This window comes from Natronococcus occultus SP4 (assembly GCF_000328685.1).
GTDB classification, from domain to species: domain Archaea; phylum Halobacteriota; class Halobacteria; order Halobacteriales; family Natrialbaceae; genus Natronococcus; species Natronococcus occultus.
The window spans coordinates 2788224-2803022 of record NC_019974.1; the positions used below are offsets into that span (position 1 = coordinate 2788224).

A 14799-nucleotide genomic window follows, 5' to 3' on the forward strand; every position below is an offset into this window, starting at 1 on the left:
GGACGCCGGCAGAACGCCTTTCCCGACTCGTCCCGACGTCTGCGTGTGCGAGGTACGTACCGGTGTTCGTCCTGTGGCGCTCAGTTCAAAGCGACCCGGAGACAGTGTGGCGTCTGTGGCACGAGCGGCGTCGAGACGACCCGCGACACGTGCCGGGGCTGTGGAACGACGTTCGAGGACTCCTCGTCCCAGCGGTGTCCGCGCTGTGGCTCCGACGACGCCGAGCGCGTCGCCTAGGTGTCGGCGTCGGACTGGCCGATGCCAGGGTCCTCCTCTAAGTACGCGTCGTTGCCGCCGGTGGCGACGAACCGGACCTGGACGGCGGTGTCGCCGGTCGTCTGTTCGTTGATCCGCTCGTCGAGCCTGTCGATGACCTCCTGGTCGTAGCTGTCGGGCGGCCCGCCGACCTCGATGATGACCGCGTCGATCTGCTGGGTCGCGTCGAGCGAGCTGTCGATCGGGAACCCGCCTTCCTGAACCTGGACGTCGACCCCGAGCAGGTAGGTGTCCTCGTACTCCGCGAGGACGTCCTCGGACTCCGTGGTTGCGGTTTCCTCGAAGGCCGACATCTGGTACGAGGAGTAGGTGACTCCGGTCAGAAACAGCGAGAGGACGAGGATGACGGCGAGGAACACGGCGGCCTGTTTGAACACGCGTCGCTGCGCGATCGAGATCCCGAACCCGCTGTCGGGACGGTAGCCGATGTACCACAGCGTGACGAGCCCGGCGAGGTTGACCCCGAGGAGGTTGACCAGGACGAGTACGGTCGAGCCGAGCGCGGCGGCGGGTAGCCCCCAGGCCAGGGCGATCCCGGCGGCGGCCATCGGCGGGACCAGCGCGGCGGCGATCATCACGCCGACGATCGCCACGGAGAACCCGGTCGCGAGGCTGAGGATTCCCGCGGCGCCGGCGCCGATGGCGACGGGTAACAGGAGCAGCTCCGGAGCGATCCGTTCGGCGATCTCGTCGATCTGGGTGATCTCGGCCCCGGGCGGAACGAGAAACATCGACTGGAAGAGCCACGCGACGATCGCCGCGATGGCGATGCCGCCAAAGACGCCGGTAAACTGGAAGCGAAGCCCCCGGAAGAACAGATCGCGGTCGTTGACGACGGTGCCGATCGACGCGCTCAGGGCCGGGCCGATCAGCGGCGCGATCACCATCGAGCCGACGACGACGGCCGGCGAGTCCAGCAGGAGGCCGACCGTCGCGACGATGGCGCTGATCAGCGTCATCGCGAAGAAGACGCTGAACGTCGGCGTCAGCTCCTCGGCTCGAGTCATCAGCTCCTGTCTGGAGATCTCCTCGTCCTTGACCGACTCCGTTCGGTACTCCTGCTGGAGTTCGTTGAAATCCCTCGAGATGACCGTCTCGGCGTCGGTGACGACGGTGTAGGATTCGTGTTCGATCCCGACGTCCTGCAGGGAGTCGAGAATCGACTCGACCGCGTTCGTCGGCATCGGAAACGAAACGACCGAATCGTACTCCCGGTTGCTGTTCTCTTTGGTGACGACGTACTCGATACCCTCCTCGTCGAGGACCTCGAGGACGGCCTCCCGCTTGCCCACCGGGACCGTGACCTGAATGTGTCGCATTGTTTCGAACACGACGCAAAGCGGCAAAGGTCCCCGGTTGGAACGTGCGTGGGGGAGTCGTCGGTCGGGGCAGCTGCGGCCGGCGACTGACCGTCACCGCGATCACCCCGCCCTGCCGTCCTCAACAGCCCCACTCAGCCGTCGGGACGACGATTGTTATCGGATCGGCCCCGCCCGACGCGTAGACCGCGTTCTCGCTCGCTCGCGCCTCCGCCAGCGTCGCCCCGTCGACGTCGATCGGATCGTCGGGGTACTGCTGGGCGCCGACGGTTTGCCAGGACGACTGTATCGCGGTCGGACACCGCACCTCGCCGCCGTGAAGCCACTCGTAGGTCGCCTGCGGCGAGACGCCAGCGCCGTGGTAGTTGCTCGCGACGCGGGTGAGGTGGTCGTCGCTCGTCCACTCCGACTCGAGGGTTGCCGACGCGAACTCGGTGGCGGCGAACTCCTCGCTCGTCGTCGTCCCCTGGTAGGCAAGCGCCTCGAGCCCGGCGAACGCGAGCGGTAGCGACGCCAGCGCACAGCAACACAGCAGAACGGGCACCCAGACGGCGACGGCTCGCCGTCGCGACGGTGCGACCGTCCTCGCGAGCGCGACGATCGCCAGTCCCGCACAGACGACGGCCGCGAGGTGGACGAACGTCTGTCCCCGGCGGGCGAACAGCGCGTAGACCGGATCGACCCCGGCGGTGACGGCGAACCCGACCCACGCTATCGGCGCGACGAACAGTCCGAGGACGACGGCGCGATCACCGTCACGACCGACGCCGAGCGGGAGCCCCCAGCTCGCGAGCGCCGCGAGGACGACCAGTGGTACGACGAAGGCGAGCAGCCGGCGCGGCGTCGCCGCGGTGCCAGGGAAGAGTCCGATCGCCGCGTTCGCCGCGAGGATCGCGAACCCCGACAGCAGGATCGCGCCGACGAGCAGTCGGATCGGGCGATCGCGGGCGTCGGCGAGCCACGCCGCGCCGACGATCGCGACGACGACCCAGGCGACGAACAGTCCCGGGTTCGCCGCCAGCTCGTCGCTGAATGGCGGCCGCGTCACCCCGTAGTACCCCAGCACGTACAGCCAGAACGGGACGAGAAAGAGTAGTCCGAACCCCAGGGTCGGTCGGTAGCGACGGACGGTGACGACGGCGACGACCGTCGTCGCGGTCAGCGCCGCGATGAACGTGCTCAGGTGGTGCGTGACCGGGAGGACGACGAGTATCGTCCCGAGCACGACCCCCCATCGGAACCGCCCGCTCCGACAGAACCGCGCGGTGGCGATTGCAACGATCGGGACGAACAGCAGTCCGAGCACCTCGTAGCTGACGGTTACCGTCCGTCGGAGGTAGACCCCCTCGAGTGCGAGGGTGAGGCCGGCTGCGAGCGCCGCGAGCGCGACGACACCGCCAGCCCGGCTATCGGCGAGTCGGCCGACGAACCCGACCGCCAGCGCGGCCGGAACCGCGCCGACGACCGCGATCGTGGGCTGGGCAAGCCACAGCGGGGCGACGTCCGTGATCGCCGCGATCGCGGTCAGCAGGGTCGGGAACACGTACCCGTGTGGCCCGATCGATTCGAGCGGGAGCGCCCCCAGCGCGAGGGCGTCTCGGGCACGAGCGGCGAAGACGAACCCGTCGGGGTTGAACGGGTACGGCGTCCAGAGCAGCGGCGCCAGCCGGACCGCGATCGCCGTCGCGAGGACGATCACCGCTGCCTTGCCGAGTCGGCGATGGTGACGCCCCATTACCGTCTCGTGTGGGTTGCGGCGATAAGTTAACCATTCCGACTTTCGGCGTCGACGCTCGATCGGTGACGACCAAGTAGGTGTCGAATACCGGCGTATGATGGCCTGAAGGTTCAATTTCCGTGAGAAGAGCGTTTTACCGGGTAGCGCGTGTCGTCGGTATGAACCGACGTACACTCCTGGGGGTGGCGACCGGGGTCGGAACCGCGACGCTTGCCGGCTGTCTCGGCACACTTTCGGAGGCTACGGAGTCGAACGGAGCCGACGACCGAAGCGATCGATCCGACGATCACGCGGCTGCCGAGAGCGGGGAAACTGGCGACGGGACGGACGGCGTCGACGTGATCGTCCGCAACGACGGGTCGGAACCCCGAACGGTGGACGTCTCGATCCGCCGGAACGGCGAGGACGTCCTCGATCGCACCGAGACGATTCCTGACGCGGACGTCCTCGAGGTGACGCTGCACGAGGCCGGTTCCTACGAGGTGAGTGTCGAGACGGACGCGGGACGAACCGAGGCTGCGGTCACGAAGCCGACCGACTGCGAGGACGCCCGTACCGAGATCACACTGACGGACCACGGCGTCGAATCGACGAACGCGAGCGTGTGCTGAGATCGAGGCGCCAAACGCGCGGGGTCTCGCGTTAGTCGCCCATTTGATGCTTCGCGTTAAAATCTGACATTTTATTAAGTTTACTAATCGCAGTATTTTGTCTATCTAGAAATACTATAAACTGGCGACATCCACCTACATGATTGTTCCACCGATAACAACGTATATATCGGATATAGTTGAAGAGGAAGGCCAAGAGTAGCAGAGATAGATTCACTTTTTAACCCGGCGTGCGGAGAGAACTGAAGATCCTTTTGTGAAAATCACAATATAGGGAAGTTCTACCGGCAAAGCGACGAGGGAAAATCATCTCCGTGAGAAGAGATGTTCCGGCTCGAGACGGGAGCAGACGAACGGTGTAGGACGTCCCTTCTGCGATCCGAACCTGTTGTTACACACATACTTTTGTAAAAATCTTGTCTATATATGACCATATAGGAAAATATAGGCCAGTATACTCGAAGAAAACCAGTCGCAATATCCACGAAACAGCCCGGACTACGTCTCATTCCGGTCTCTCATATTTCTCGGTGTGTGCGGTCCTGACTCCGACAGGTGATATTTTAAGACATAGTCTACATAGTAAATTATATTCTCCTCCGGGGGACAACAGAAGTGGCCGTATGAGTGATCGGTCCTTCGAAATCGGCTTTTCACAGCGGTATTCCGTCCGAGACAACGGGGTCGCGAAAACATCCGGACGGTTCTTCGCAGCGAGTTCGTGTTTCGAACGCGACTGTCTCGTGCTCGGGTAACGAGCCCACCCCCGGGAACTCGTCTCATCGCCACCCGACGATCGGTCCGATCGCTCTCCACAGCGACCGTCGTTCTTCGGAAAGGCGGTTTCCGCGTTCGTCGGTTTCGGAATAGCTCGCCCGTGTCTATATATTACTATATAGCAAGATATAGGTGTAGCGAACGGCCATATACCGGCTCGATGAACGCACGTACGCACGAAGATCGCAGTCCGGCGCGAGAGGAGCGACCGGAAGGCCGGTCCTGATGACCGACCGTTCGCTCGAAGCCGCCGTCGTTGACCTCGACGGAACCATCTACCGCGGTAACCGACTCCGTGCGGCCGTCGAGGCCTTCGACGACGGTCCCGACCCGCAGTTCTATGCAACTAACCCGGATCGAACCTGTCCGACCGACACCGGAGAGATACCCGATACGGCGGCGACAGTCGGTGCTATCGAAGGGGCAACCGGCCGCGAGTTTGACGCCGTTCTCGGAAAACCGTCACCGCTCGCGGTCGAGGTCGCAGTTCGTCGCCTCGAAACGAAGCCGGAACGGTGTCTTATCGTCGGCGATCGCCTGGAGACCGACGTCGAGATGGGGCACACAGCCGGAATGACGACCGCGCTCGTCCTCTCGGGGGTCACCGACCGCACCGCTGTTTCGACGGCGCCGATCGAACCGGACTCCGTCCTCGAATCGCTGAGAGATATCGACTCCATACTCCGCTCATGATCGGCTTCGACTTACTCGTCCATCTGGAAGAGGACGTCGCGAAGATCGTCGTTGCGACGCTGCTCGGGATGTTTCTCGGGCTCGAACGCGAGTGGTCACAGAAGTCTGCCGGCATCCGGACGTTCGCGCTGATCAGCCTTCTGGCGGCCGTCTTTACGATCGTTGACCACGACGGGCTGTTGCTCGTCGGCGGTGTCCTGATCATCGCTCACGCCGTGTTGTTAGCCGTCCAGAGCTTCATCGAGGACGACATCGACGGGCTCTCGCTCACGACGTCGGTGTCGATGCTCGTGGCCTACAGTATCGGTGCGCTCGTCGCCAACGGGTTCCTGATCGAATCGGTGACGGTGGCGGTGCTGTCGTCGCTGTTGCTCGTCCTGAAACGAGAACTCCACGAGTTCGCGTGGGGGCTCTCGCGGGAGGAGATGCGAAGCGCCGTCGAGTTCGTCATCCTGGCGTTCGTCATCTACCCGCTGTTGCCCAACGAGACGATCGATCCCTGGGGAGCCGTTCAGCCGCGGCTGATCTGGTCGCTCGTGATCGCGATTAGCGCGATCGGTTTCGTCAACTACGTGCTCGTCAAGAAGTACCAGGGTCGAGGAATCGCAGTTACCGGCTTTTTCGGTGGTCTCGTCAACTCGACGGCGGTCGTCGCCGAGATGGGAAAACGCGCGACCAACCAGTCGGGACTGCTCGGTTTAGCCGTGGGGGCGATCCTGCTCGCCAACGCTGCAATGGCGGTTCGAAACGCCGTCATCGTGGTCGCGTTCGTTCCGGAAGCCGCGCTCGTCGTCGGTGCTCCGCTCGGTGCGATCGCGATCGCGGGCGTCTCGATCGCGATCTGGCAGAGCGACTGGCGAACGGAGTTCGAGGCGGATCTCAACTCACCGTTCAGTCTCCGGAACGCGCTCACTTTCGGCGCGCTGTTTCTCGGTGTCCTGTTGGTTTCTGTCGGTGCCGAGGAACTGTTCGGTACTACGGGCTTTCTCGCGACGACGTTCCTCGCCGGGTTGGTCTCGAGCGGGACGGCGACGACGACAGCGGTAACGCTCGTCAGCACGGGACAGATCACCCAGAACGCGGCCGTTTCGGGCGTCGTGGCGGGGACAGCGGCCAGTATCCTGGTCAAGACGGTGTTCGCCGCGAGCATCTCCCGAGAACTCGTCCGGCCCGTGCTGTTCTGGAACCTCGTGTTGATCGGTGTCGGAATCGTCTTCGGTGCCCCCGTGTTGTTACTGTAATCTCCCCGTCGATCGCCGAGATGTGTGACGTCCTCGGCAGCGTTTTGCCGACAGCCGCGATACGTCAGAGCGACACTGCTCTTCGGACGCGACGAGGACGATCCCACGCCCGGACTCGAGTGAGACCGGGACGGACCCTGGCGCGATCACGCCGAACGGTCGGAGCGACGGACCGTCGAGTACGGCGGTGAGACGTACGTTTGCCGCCGAACGACCGCAAGCGACGAAACGTGGCAGATCGCGGGCGGTACGCCAGGGGCGGACGCCGACGGAGCGTCACGCTTCGTCGGAGAGTTCGACGCGAACGTCTCCGACGTCGATCTCTCGACCGACGGCCCGACGACGAGGACGAACTGATCGCTCCGGACACGCTGTTGTTCGCGATGACGCCGACGGAGGAGCCGGCCGCCGACGAAAGAATGTCGACCCCCTCATCGAGAACATCGAGGAGGAAACCGGTCGAGACGTCGGGAACGACCTGGTCGAGAACTACGCGGCACAGTCGAGGCGATCCGAGCGGTGGGTGGCTCACCGCTCGATGTCGTTGTCTACGGAATCGTTCCCCAGATCAAGCCGGCGTTCGTCGGCGTCGCGACCTACCGCTGGGACATCAACGTCCGCGAAGCGACGGTGATCGGCTTCGTCGGCGCGGGCGGAATCGGGGTCTCCCTCGATACATCGATCAACTTCTTCCAGTGGTCGAACGTGTTACCCATCCTCATCGCGATCCTCGGAATCGTGATCGTCAGCGAGGTGGCCTCGGTGTACCTACGGAAGAAAGTGAGCTGACTGGTACCGGAAAACATCTCTCTGTACATATATACTATAACAGTCTATATGATACGTGTGCTTCCATACGTCGATGCTGTTCGGATATTTCTATCGATTCGATAGTACAGCGGATAGAGAGCTCAAGAGAGACGATAATGGGGCCACTCCTACTACCGGGACTCTCCGAACGTCGGTTTTCGGTCCGCGTTCGCTCTTCGCCGAATCTTCGGTGCTATAACGTGCTGTACGGGCTCTTCCGATACGGAGTGATCTCAGATCCCGCAGTACCAGAGGAGATATCATTATACTAGGACTTTCGGATAATCATCAAAATACTACTGTTTCTCGAAGACAGTCTCGCCTCGAGTCGGAAAGCGACGACCGAGCTAGCTCTGCAGTCCACCCCAGCGAACGATCTCGGAGTAATCGAGAAACAGGCCGTCGACGCCGGCCTCGATCAACTGTTCGACCTCGTACCAGGTGTTGATCGTCCAGACGTTGACCGGCAGGTCACGAGCGTGGGCTTCGGCGACGATGTCGATCTCCTCGTAGGCGTCCTCGTCGAAAAACGGCGTCCCGTAGATCATCTCGAGGGGCGGGTTGACGCCCTCGGTATCGTACTCGTCTGTTACGTCGAGTCCTTCCTGGATCGAGTCGTAGAGCAGGTACGCCGCGGGCAGATCGGGATCGATGTCGCGGATCGTCGCGAGTGCCCCCTCCCAGAACGTCGAATACAGGAGCTCGTTCTCGTAGCTGGTCGAGATATCGACGACAGTCTCGAGCCACTTCCAGTCCTCGCGTTCGGATTCCGGATCGTCGACGCGACCGAACTGGACGTCCGGCGATCCGTCCTTGATATCGATGTTAACGCCGACGTTTGGCGGGATCGCCTCCATGGCCTCGGACAGCGTCGGCACGGTCTGGCCGCTCTCGAGGACTTCGGCGCTGAAGACCTCGCTGGCGGGCGTCTCGTACAGCACGCCCTCGGTGTCGGTCAGATCGCCGAGTTCCGTGTCGTGGAAGACGGCGATTTCACCGTCGCAGGTCGGAAAGACGTCGAGTTCGATCCAGTCCGCGCCGCGGCGATCGGCCGCGTCGTCGGAACCGCCCTGAACCGCTTGTTCGAACGCAGCAACGGTATTTTCCGGATAGATGTCGGCGAACCCTCGGTGAGCGATCACCGTCGCTCGATCCTTCCGCTCGCTCTCGCTCTCGGACCGATCCGAGGACGTTGCGCCTGCGGCCCCGGACGCGACAGTCGCTCCGACGGTCACCGCGCCCGTTCCGGCCAGAAACCGCCGCCTCAACATACTCGGTTTCTCTTGCATGCCTTCATCTATACCACAGTATTAATTATAATAATTTTGGAAGAGTATCGTACATGCAAGATTATCTACAGTTTAATCTATTGAATTACGTACTGCCAACGTTGACTCTACGCGATTCCGATCGCTATGAGTGCTGGAGGGGGAACCGCACCGACGCGTCTCCCAACACAGTTTGGAATGAGCGTTTTTACGATCCCATGCGTATCCGTAGTTGGCAGGACGCCACACCCCACAAACCACCTACCACCCACCCACCCACCCACCACCCATCACCCACTGACGGCTACCCCTGCCATTCGAACGACTACACCACCGTCGTTCACCCGCACCCACCCACCCACCCCCTACGCGACGACATTGCTCCCGCGTCGCGTACACCCCTGTCGTCTGCCGGAGTCGCGTTCCCCCAACGCGATTCCTGCTCCGTTCCCCCTTTCACTCGGACGGATCGACCGATAGCGAAGCCGCCAGGATCGCCGTCTGTACCGTTCGAAGATCCGTCCCTCGCACGGTCGCCGCCGCGCGAAACCGCTCGCGGACCTGCGCGGCACGATCGGGCGTTGCGGCGAGCCGAACGAGTTCGAACGCGTCCGGCTCGAGCCCGGCAGCCGCGTCGAAGTCGGCCGCGTCGTACAGCGCGGGAAACTCGTCGAGGACGTCCGCGAGAAGCTCGTCGGTCGCTTCGGCGCCGGGATCGCCCGCGGGAACCGTCCCCGTCGACTCCGCGAAGTAGTCCTCGAGGTCGACGACGCCGGCCGCCTCGTAGGCGGCTTCCGAAAGCGCGTCGGCGACCGGCGGGCTGACGTAGACGCCGAGGAGAGAGAACTGGTCGGTCATAGGCGCCGGTTCGGTTTCCAGCCAACAATAACTACCGCCTCTCGCCGTCCGTCAGGAGAGCTGGGCCGTCACGTCGGTCGTGGAGATCATCCCGACGTAGTCATCGCCGTCGACGACCGGGAGGTGGGTAATCCCGAGGCTGGTCATCATGGCGGCGATCTCCTCGAGATACAGCTCCGGCGGGACGGTCTCGACGGACTCGGTCATCACCGACTCGACGTCGGCCGTCGTCGGATCGGTGCCCTCTGCGGCGGCCGCGACCAGATCGGTACTGGTCACGATCGAGGGCGGATCCGTCCGAACGACGAGCGCCTTGATGTCGTTGTCGCGCATCGTCGTCGCCGCCTCGGTCAGCGTCGCGTCCTTCGAGATCGTCTCCAGCGGAGTCGACATTACCTCCCGAACCTGTGTCCCGTTATCAGTGTCCATACTTCCAGTACACGCTAGGCTACTATTGATGTTATGCCCGGTGCCGTTCTTGCGCTACTCGCGCTCGAGGACGACGACGACGAGCAAAACGAGCGTACCCCCGACGACCGTCGCCGTCGTGACGGGTTCGGCAAACAGGGCGGCGCCGAGCGCGACTGTGACCGGGGGCTCGACGGTGCTGATGATCCCTGCACGGCTCGCGCCGACGTACTTCACCACGGCGAAGAGAGTGACGACCGGGAGCGCCGTCGCGAGGACGGCGATCCACAGCAAGATCAGCCAGGCCGAGGGCGCCGTCGGGATCGCGAGCTCGCCGGTCAGAGACCCGACCGTGACGAAAGCGATACCGGCGGCGGGCAACACGTGGGCGGTGAGCACCAGCGGCTCGACCCTGACCAGCAGCGCCCAGACCGCGACCGCCGCGAGCAGGAACCGAAAGGCGAGCACGGTCGGGATCGAGAGCGCGGCCTGCTGAGCGCAGAGGCCGAAGATCCCGAGCGTCCCGAACCCGACGGCCGACACGACGACCAGGAGGATCCCGATCCGATCGCGGGTCGGCGCCGGCCACCCGTAACCGACGTCCATACTCGCCCCCTCTCGCGAGCATAGTATGGTGGGTGCTATCGTATCTCACGGCCCGGAACGGAAGAGCGTCGCGCCCGAGAACGGCTCAGTGCCGGAGCGACGGCGACTCGTGGCGCCCGTCGCTCCCGGTGAGCTCGGTCGAACTCAGACAGTGGACACAGCCCTCGAGAGTGCCGTCGTTATCGCCGAAAACGCGGACGAACGTCGCCGAGATCGGGGTGTCGCAGTTGTGGCAGGTTGGCATCGTAGATCACGTTGTATGCTACCAAACATCATTATTCCTGTTAACTGGATCGCCGCGGATGTCGAACGATCGGTCCGAAGAGCGTCGATACGGGCGGCACGCACCGCGTGGCGGTCACCGGATCCGAGCGAGGACTTCCGCTCGCGAGACGCAACACGGGAGCGATCCCCTCCCAGACGTTCTCGCCGTGTGGACGATTCGGTCTTCAGGGACTACGAGTCCGGGTCCTCGCGCACCCCGCGGATCTCGTTTCGAAGCTTGGCCGCCCCGACACCGACGACGAGTCCGATCCCGAACCCGGGGAGGAAGTCACTCGGCTCGCCGAGGACGGCGAGGAACGCGCCCATCGCGAGCGGCGGGAGCAGGAGAAGCCCCAGCATCTCCACGGCGAACACGTCCATGCTCTTTCTCGGGCCGTTCATACGTTGGCTACTCGTTCGAAAATGATAGTTCTTCACGAACGGTGGTTCAGGGACGAGCCGCTCGGCGGGTCGTTCGACGCGCTCGCGGGTTTACTCATCGAACGTCTCCTCGACGAAGACGGTCAGTTCGTCGTCCTCGCCGTCGGTCCAGGCGTCGTGGCCGGGCGGGATCAGCGCGACGTCGCCCGCCTGCAGCGTCTCGCGGGCGTCGTCGGTCTCGACGGTGAGTCGGCCGGTGACCACATAGAGGCGGTGCGGACTCGGACAGCGCTCCGTCCCCAGATCGGGGGCGTTGTCCCGCGAGAACCGCCATCCGGGCTCGACCGTCGATCGCCAGAACGTCCGTTCGTCGACCGTGACGCGTTCGGAACGACCGTTGTCGAACGCGACCGTCTCGTCGGGCGAGTCGAACGACCGTACCGCCAGTTCGCTGATCATGTTCTGTGCTACCACGCCAGTCCTCGTAACCGTTTCCGGGACGAAGCGAGCGCTCCGAGGCGAACGGTGTCGAAAGAACCGGCGGACGGCGATCCTACCCGTCGCCGTTGATCGAGACGTCCGAGACCGTCACTGAGACGTCCTCGATCGTGAGATCGATCGAGCTGATCTCGTAGGTGCGGTCGTCGAAGTCGACGGTCACGCCGTCGGTCTGGACGCCGACCGAGTCGATATCGTACGTCCGCTCGTCGATCTCGTAGCTGGGCAGCCCGTCGGCCTCGAGCTCGAGGCCGTCGACGGTCACGTGTTCGTCCTCGATGGAGGCGTCGATGCTGCCGACCTGATGGACGTCGTCGGCTCCGCCGGCGGCGACCGCTCCCGCCGAGAGCAGGGAGACGGCGAGAACGACCGCGAGACCGAGCGCGCCGAACCGCGTCATCGTTCGCATGCTGTGAGAGCAAACGGGGACGAACGCAATGAATGTGTCCATCGGCGACCCCTCAGATTCCGGAGCACGGAACGGTCGCGGTACGATCGACCGCCGCCAGCGGCTTCGACGGCAGTCGGCGTTCGATCCCGTCGGTCGAGCAGTCAGGTATTTCCACCGACCGCCACGAGAGTGGTGTATGGACGACGGCAAACAGGCCACGTTCGGCTCCGAAGGGGAGCTTCGAACCGACGAGGAGGCGGACGCGACCGAGGACGCGGGACCGGAGCACAACGACTTCGGCGAGGAGCGCGGCGAGAACGAGACCAAGGCGGGCGCGAACCGGTACGACGTCTCGAGCCTGCTCCAGAAGGCGGTGCGACGCTCGGACGAGGAGGTCGCGGCGTGGGCCGCCTGGGAGCTGGTGCGGTCGGGGTTCGCCTGGAACTTCTGGGATCGGATCAACCTCTACGTCGTCGAGGACCTCCGGGCCGGCCACGAGGTCGCGCTGCTGATCGCTCGCTACGAGGAGCTGGCCCGCGAGCGCTGGTCGGAGACCTCCTGGGAGGGACGGCTCTGTGCGGTCCACGCCGCGCTGGCGGCCGCCCGGGCGCCCTCGAGCCGCGAGGCTTCCCACGCCGACGACTACTTCGGCGAGCTCTCGGCCGAGCGTGTGGCCGCCCGCGAGGACGGACGGGAGCCGCGGTACGACCACCCCGTCGACGAGCTCGAGCCCGGCGGGCGCTACGACGTCGCGTTCGACCAGCACACCTACGAGGGGACGGCCCTCGGCCGGGACGGGCGCTTCTTCCGGACCCACGGCGCCCGCGTCGGTCCCGAGGGCGAGCCGGAGCTGAGCCGCCAGTGGCGCCTGCAGAGCATGCGCCTCGAGGACCGGGAGTACACCGACGAGGAACTGGCCCGCGCGGTCGAACCCGTCGACCCCGACGAACGGTGGCGGGCCGACGACGCCGACGAGGAGTAACCCGTCTCCCGGCGGCGATGGCGAGTTGAGAACCCCCGCTCGACCCGAACTCGCGCCGGTTCGGTTCCGATCTTTCAGCTTTGGATCCGGTATTCCTTTGATCGTCGAATCCTTAGCGAAGTACTTACTGATTACTGGTCACGGAAGACGGTAAGGTTGTTTGGTCTGGATAATAAGTAGGCTTATACGTGATCTCACGTCCAGATATCGTAGACACGTGAGTCCGAACGTCACTATCGAGCCGGATTCGGAGTCCGATTGTGCGATTGAGACCGTCGAAACCGGACGACCGGTCGTCGGAGCGGGAGGTGTGCGGCCGTGATCGACGGCAAGTGGAAGAACCTCCTGCTGGCGACGGCGATGTTCAACCTGGGGTTCGTCATCTGGTTCTCGTTCGCGCCGTTTACCGGCGGGATCGCCGACGAGTTCGGCCTCTCGGTCGCCCAGCTGGGACTCGTCTCGAGCGCGGCCGTGATCGCCGTGCCGGCCGGGCGGATCCTGATCGGCCCGCTGACCGACAGGTACGGCGCGCCCGTCACCGCCAGCGCGACGCTTCTCGTCGTCGGCACGTTCTCGATCATCAGCGCGTTCGCGACGACCTACGAGGTCTTTACCGCCTCGCGGGTGATCGCCTCGCTGGCGGGCATCACGTTCGTCATCGGCATTCAACACGTCGCCGAGTGGTTCGAGGAGGAGAACCTCGGGCTGGCCGAGGGGATCTTCGCCGGCATCGGCAACGCCGGCGCGGGACTGGGGGCGTACTTCACCCTCCCCCGGATCTTCGGCGAGGGGTACGCTGGGCCGCTGTTCGCGACGAACTGGCGCGCCGCGTTCTTCTACACCGGCGTCCTCGCGGTCGTCCTCGGCGTCGTCTACTACCGGTTCGGCGACGCTGCCAAGAGCGAGGCCAAGCGGCAGGCGACCAAGGAACAGGCCAGCTTCCGACAGTTCCTCTACGTCGGCACGCGCCACGGTGCGGTCGTCCTCGCGGCCGCCTACGTGATGACGTTCGGCCTCGAGGTCGCGATGAACGGCTGGCTCGGAACCTACTACCGCGAGGGGTTCGGCCAGGGCGATATCGTCATCGCGGCCACGTTCGCGTCGACGTTCTCGATCGCGGCCGGCTTGCTCCGGCCGATCGGCGGCTACGCCAGCGACGTCGCGGCTCGCAGAGAGCGGGACTTCCTGCCGTGGTTCGAGGGGCGTTACCGCGAGCAGTGGACGTTCGCGACGCTCGCGTTCGTCGTCGTGGCACTGGTTGGCATGACCGTCGCCGGACTGACGGGGAACATCTATCTCGCGGTCGCCGCGGGCTTCGTCGTCGGCGTCAGCTGTGCGTTCTCCGAGGGCGCGATCTTCGCGCAGGTGCCGGCGATGTTCCCGAACAGCTCCGGGAGCGTCGCCGGCGTCGTCGGCGGGATCGGGACGATCGGTGGCACCGTCTACCCGCTCGTGTTCGCGGCGCCGTTCCTCCCGAACCTCCACCTCGGCTACGCCGTCGTCGCAGTCACGATGCTTCCGATCCTCGCGCTCGCCGCGTGGGTGTTCCAGCCCGCGGTCGCCGAGCGAGCGACCGAGGACGGCTGGCTCGTCAGCGGCGAGGCGCCCGCGGACGGAGCGGTCGCCCCGAGCGACGACTAGGGGTCCATCGTGGCGTTCAGGCGCTTTCGTCGTGGAA

The 14799-nt window shown here is 64.5% G+C and carries 16 protein-coding genes and 1 pseudogene; 7 read left to right on the forward strand and 10 right to left on the reverse strand.

What is annotated here, in order from left to right:
• Window positions 1–45 precede the first annotated feature (45 nt).
• A complete protein-coding gene (locus NATOC_RS13915; protein ID WP_049888776.1) occupies window positions 46–237 on the forward strand; it encodes a hypothetical protein in 192 nt (63 codons plus the stop codon).
• Here the strand turns inward: NATOC_RS13915 and NATOC_RS13920 are convergent.
• The gene (locus NATOC_RS13920) at window positions 234–1595 is read right to left on the reverse strand and encodes a TIGR00341 family protein (RefSeq protein WP_015322092.1); all 1362 of its coding nucleotides are present in this window, start codon (window positions 1593–1595) and stop codon (window positions 234–236) included. The genes NATOC_RS13915 and NATOC_RS13920 overlap by 4 nt on opposite strands.
• Window positions 1596–1716: 121 nt before the next feature.
• Entirely contained in the window at window positions 1717–3330 is a 1614-nt protein-coding gene (locus tag NATOC_RS13925) for a hypothetical protein (RefSeq protein ID WP_015322093.1), read from the reverse strand.
• Window positions 3331–3491: 161 nt separating this feature from the next.
• On the opposite strand from NATOC_RS13925, the gene NATOC_RS13930 reads away from it, so the two are divergent.
• The 4 genes and pseudogenes from NATOC_RS13930 to NATOC_RS13945 form a co-directional block, all read left to right on the forward strand.
• Window positions 3492–3944 (forward strand): immunoglobulin domain-containing family protein, encoded by a 453-nt coding sequence (locus tag NATOC_RS13930; protein WP_015322094.1) that lies wholly within the window; start codon window positions 3492–3494, stop codon window positions 3942–3944.
• A gap of 1002 nt (window positions 3945–4946) precedes the next feature.
• Window positions 4947–5414 (forward strand): HAD-IIA family hydrolase, encoded by a 468-nt coding sequence (locus tag NATOC_RS13935; protein ID WP_083866588.1) that lies wholly within the window; start codon window positions 4947–4949, stop codon window positions 5412–5414.
• Window positions 5411–6655 (forward strand): MgtC/SapB family protein, encoded by a 1245-nt coding sequence (locus NATOC_RS13940; protein WP_015322096.1) that lies wholly within the window; start codon window positions 5411–5413, stop codon window positions 6653–6655. Before NATOC_RS13935 ends, NATOC_RS13940 begins: the two co-directional genes overlap by 4 nt.
• Window positions 6656–7147: 492 nt before the next feature.
• Window positions 7148–7444: pseudogene (locus tag NATOC_RS13945) on the forward strand (PhnE/PtxC family ABC transporter permease); the annotation flags it as partial.
• Window positions 7445–7812: 368 nt separating this feature from the next.
• Here NATOC_RS13945 and NATOC_RS13950 read toward each other — a convergent pair.
• The 8 genes from NATOC_RS13950 to NATOC_RS13980 form a co-directional block, all read right to left on the reverse strand.
• A complete protein-coding gene (locus tag NATOC_RS13950) occupies window positions 7813–8754 on the reverse strand; it encodes a glycerophosphodiester phosphodiesterase (protein WP_015322097.1) in 942 nt (313 codons plus the stop codon).
• A gap of 435 nt (window positions 8755–9189) precedes the next feature.
• Window positions 9190–9591 (reverse strand): hypothetical protein, encoded by a 402-nt coding sequence (locus NATOC_RS13955; RefSeq protein ID WP_015322098.1) that lies wholly within the window; start codon window positions 9589–9591, stop codon window positions 9190–9192.
• Window positions 9592–9642: 51 nt separating this feature from the next.
• Entirely contained in the window at window positions 9643–9984 is a 342-nt protein-coding gene (locus NATOC_RS13960; protein WP_049888777.1) for a CBS domain-containing protein, read from the reverse strand.
• Between the two features lie 90 nt (window positions 9985–10074).
• Window positions 10075–10605: an EamA family transporter gene (locus NATOC_RS13965; RefSeq protein ID WP_015322100.1), complete on the reverse strand. Its 531-nt coding sequence runs from the start codon at window positions 10603–10605 to the stop codon at window positions 10075–10077.
• A gap of 85 nt (window positions 10606–10690) precedes the next feature.
• The gene (locus NATOC_RS22410) at window positions 10691–10849 is read right to left on the reverse strand and encodes a DUF7563 family protein (RefSeq protein WP_015322101.1); all 159 of its coding nucleotides are present in this window, start codon (window positions 10847–10849) and stop codon (window positions 10691–10693) included.
• A gap of 212 nt (window positions 10850–11061) precedes the next feature.
• Complete coding sequence (locus NATOC_RS13970; RefSeq protein WP_015322102.1) at window positions 11062–11271, reverse strand: hypothetical protein; 210 nt, start codon at window positions 11269–11271, stop codon at window positions 11062–11064.
• Between the two features lie 90 nt (window positions 11272–11361).
• Window positions 11362–11709: a cupin domain-containing protein gene (locus NATOC_RS13975; RefSeq protein WP_015322103.1), complete on the reverse strand. Its 348-nt coding sequence runs from the start codon at window positions 11707–11709 to the stop codon at window positions 11362–11364.
• A 94-nt stretch (window positions 11710–11803) separates the two neighbouring features.
• Window positions 11804–12157 (reverse strand): hypothetical protein, encoded by a 354-nt coding sequence (locus tag NATOC_RS13980; RefSeq protein ID WP_049888778.1) that lies wholly within the window; start codon window positions 12155–12157, stop codon window positions 11804–11806.
• A gap of 178 nt (window positions 12158–12335) precedes the next feature.
• On the opposite strand from NATOC_RS13980, the gene NATOC_RS13985 reads away from it, so the two are divergent.
• Together NATOC_RS13985 and NATOC_RS13990 are read left to right on the forward strand one after the other, a co-directional pair.
• A complete protein-coding gene (locus tag NATOC_RS13985) occupies window positions 12336–13121 on the forward strand; it encodes a hypothetical protein (protein ID WP_015322105.1) in 786 nt (261 codons plus the stop codon).
• A 318-nt stretch (window positions 13122–13439) separates the two neighbouring features.
• Window positions 13440–14762: an MFS transporter gene (locus NATOC_RS13990; RefSeq protein ID WP_015322106.1), complete on the forward strand. Its 1323-nt coding sequence runs from the start codon at window positions 13440–13442 to the stop codon at window positions 14760–14762.
• Window positions 14763–14799: the final 37 nt, after the last annotated feature.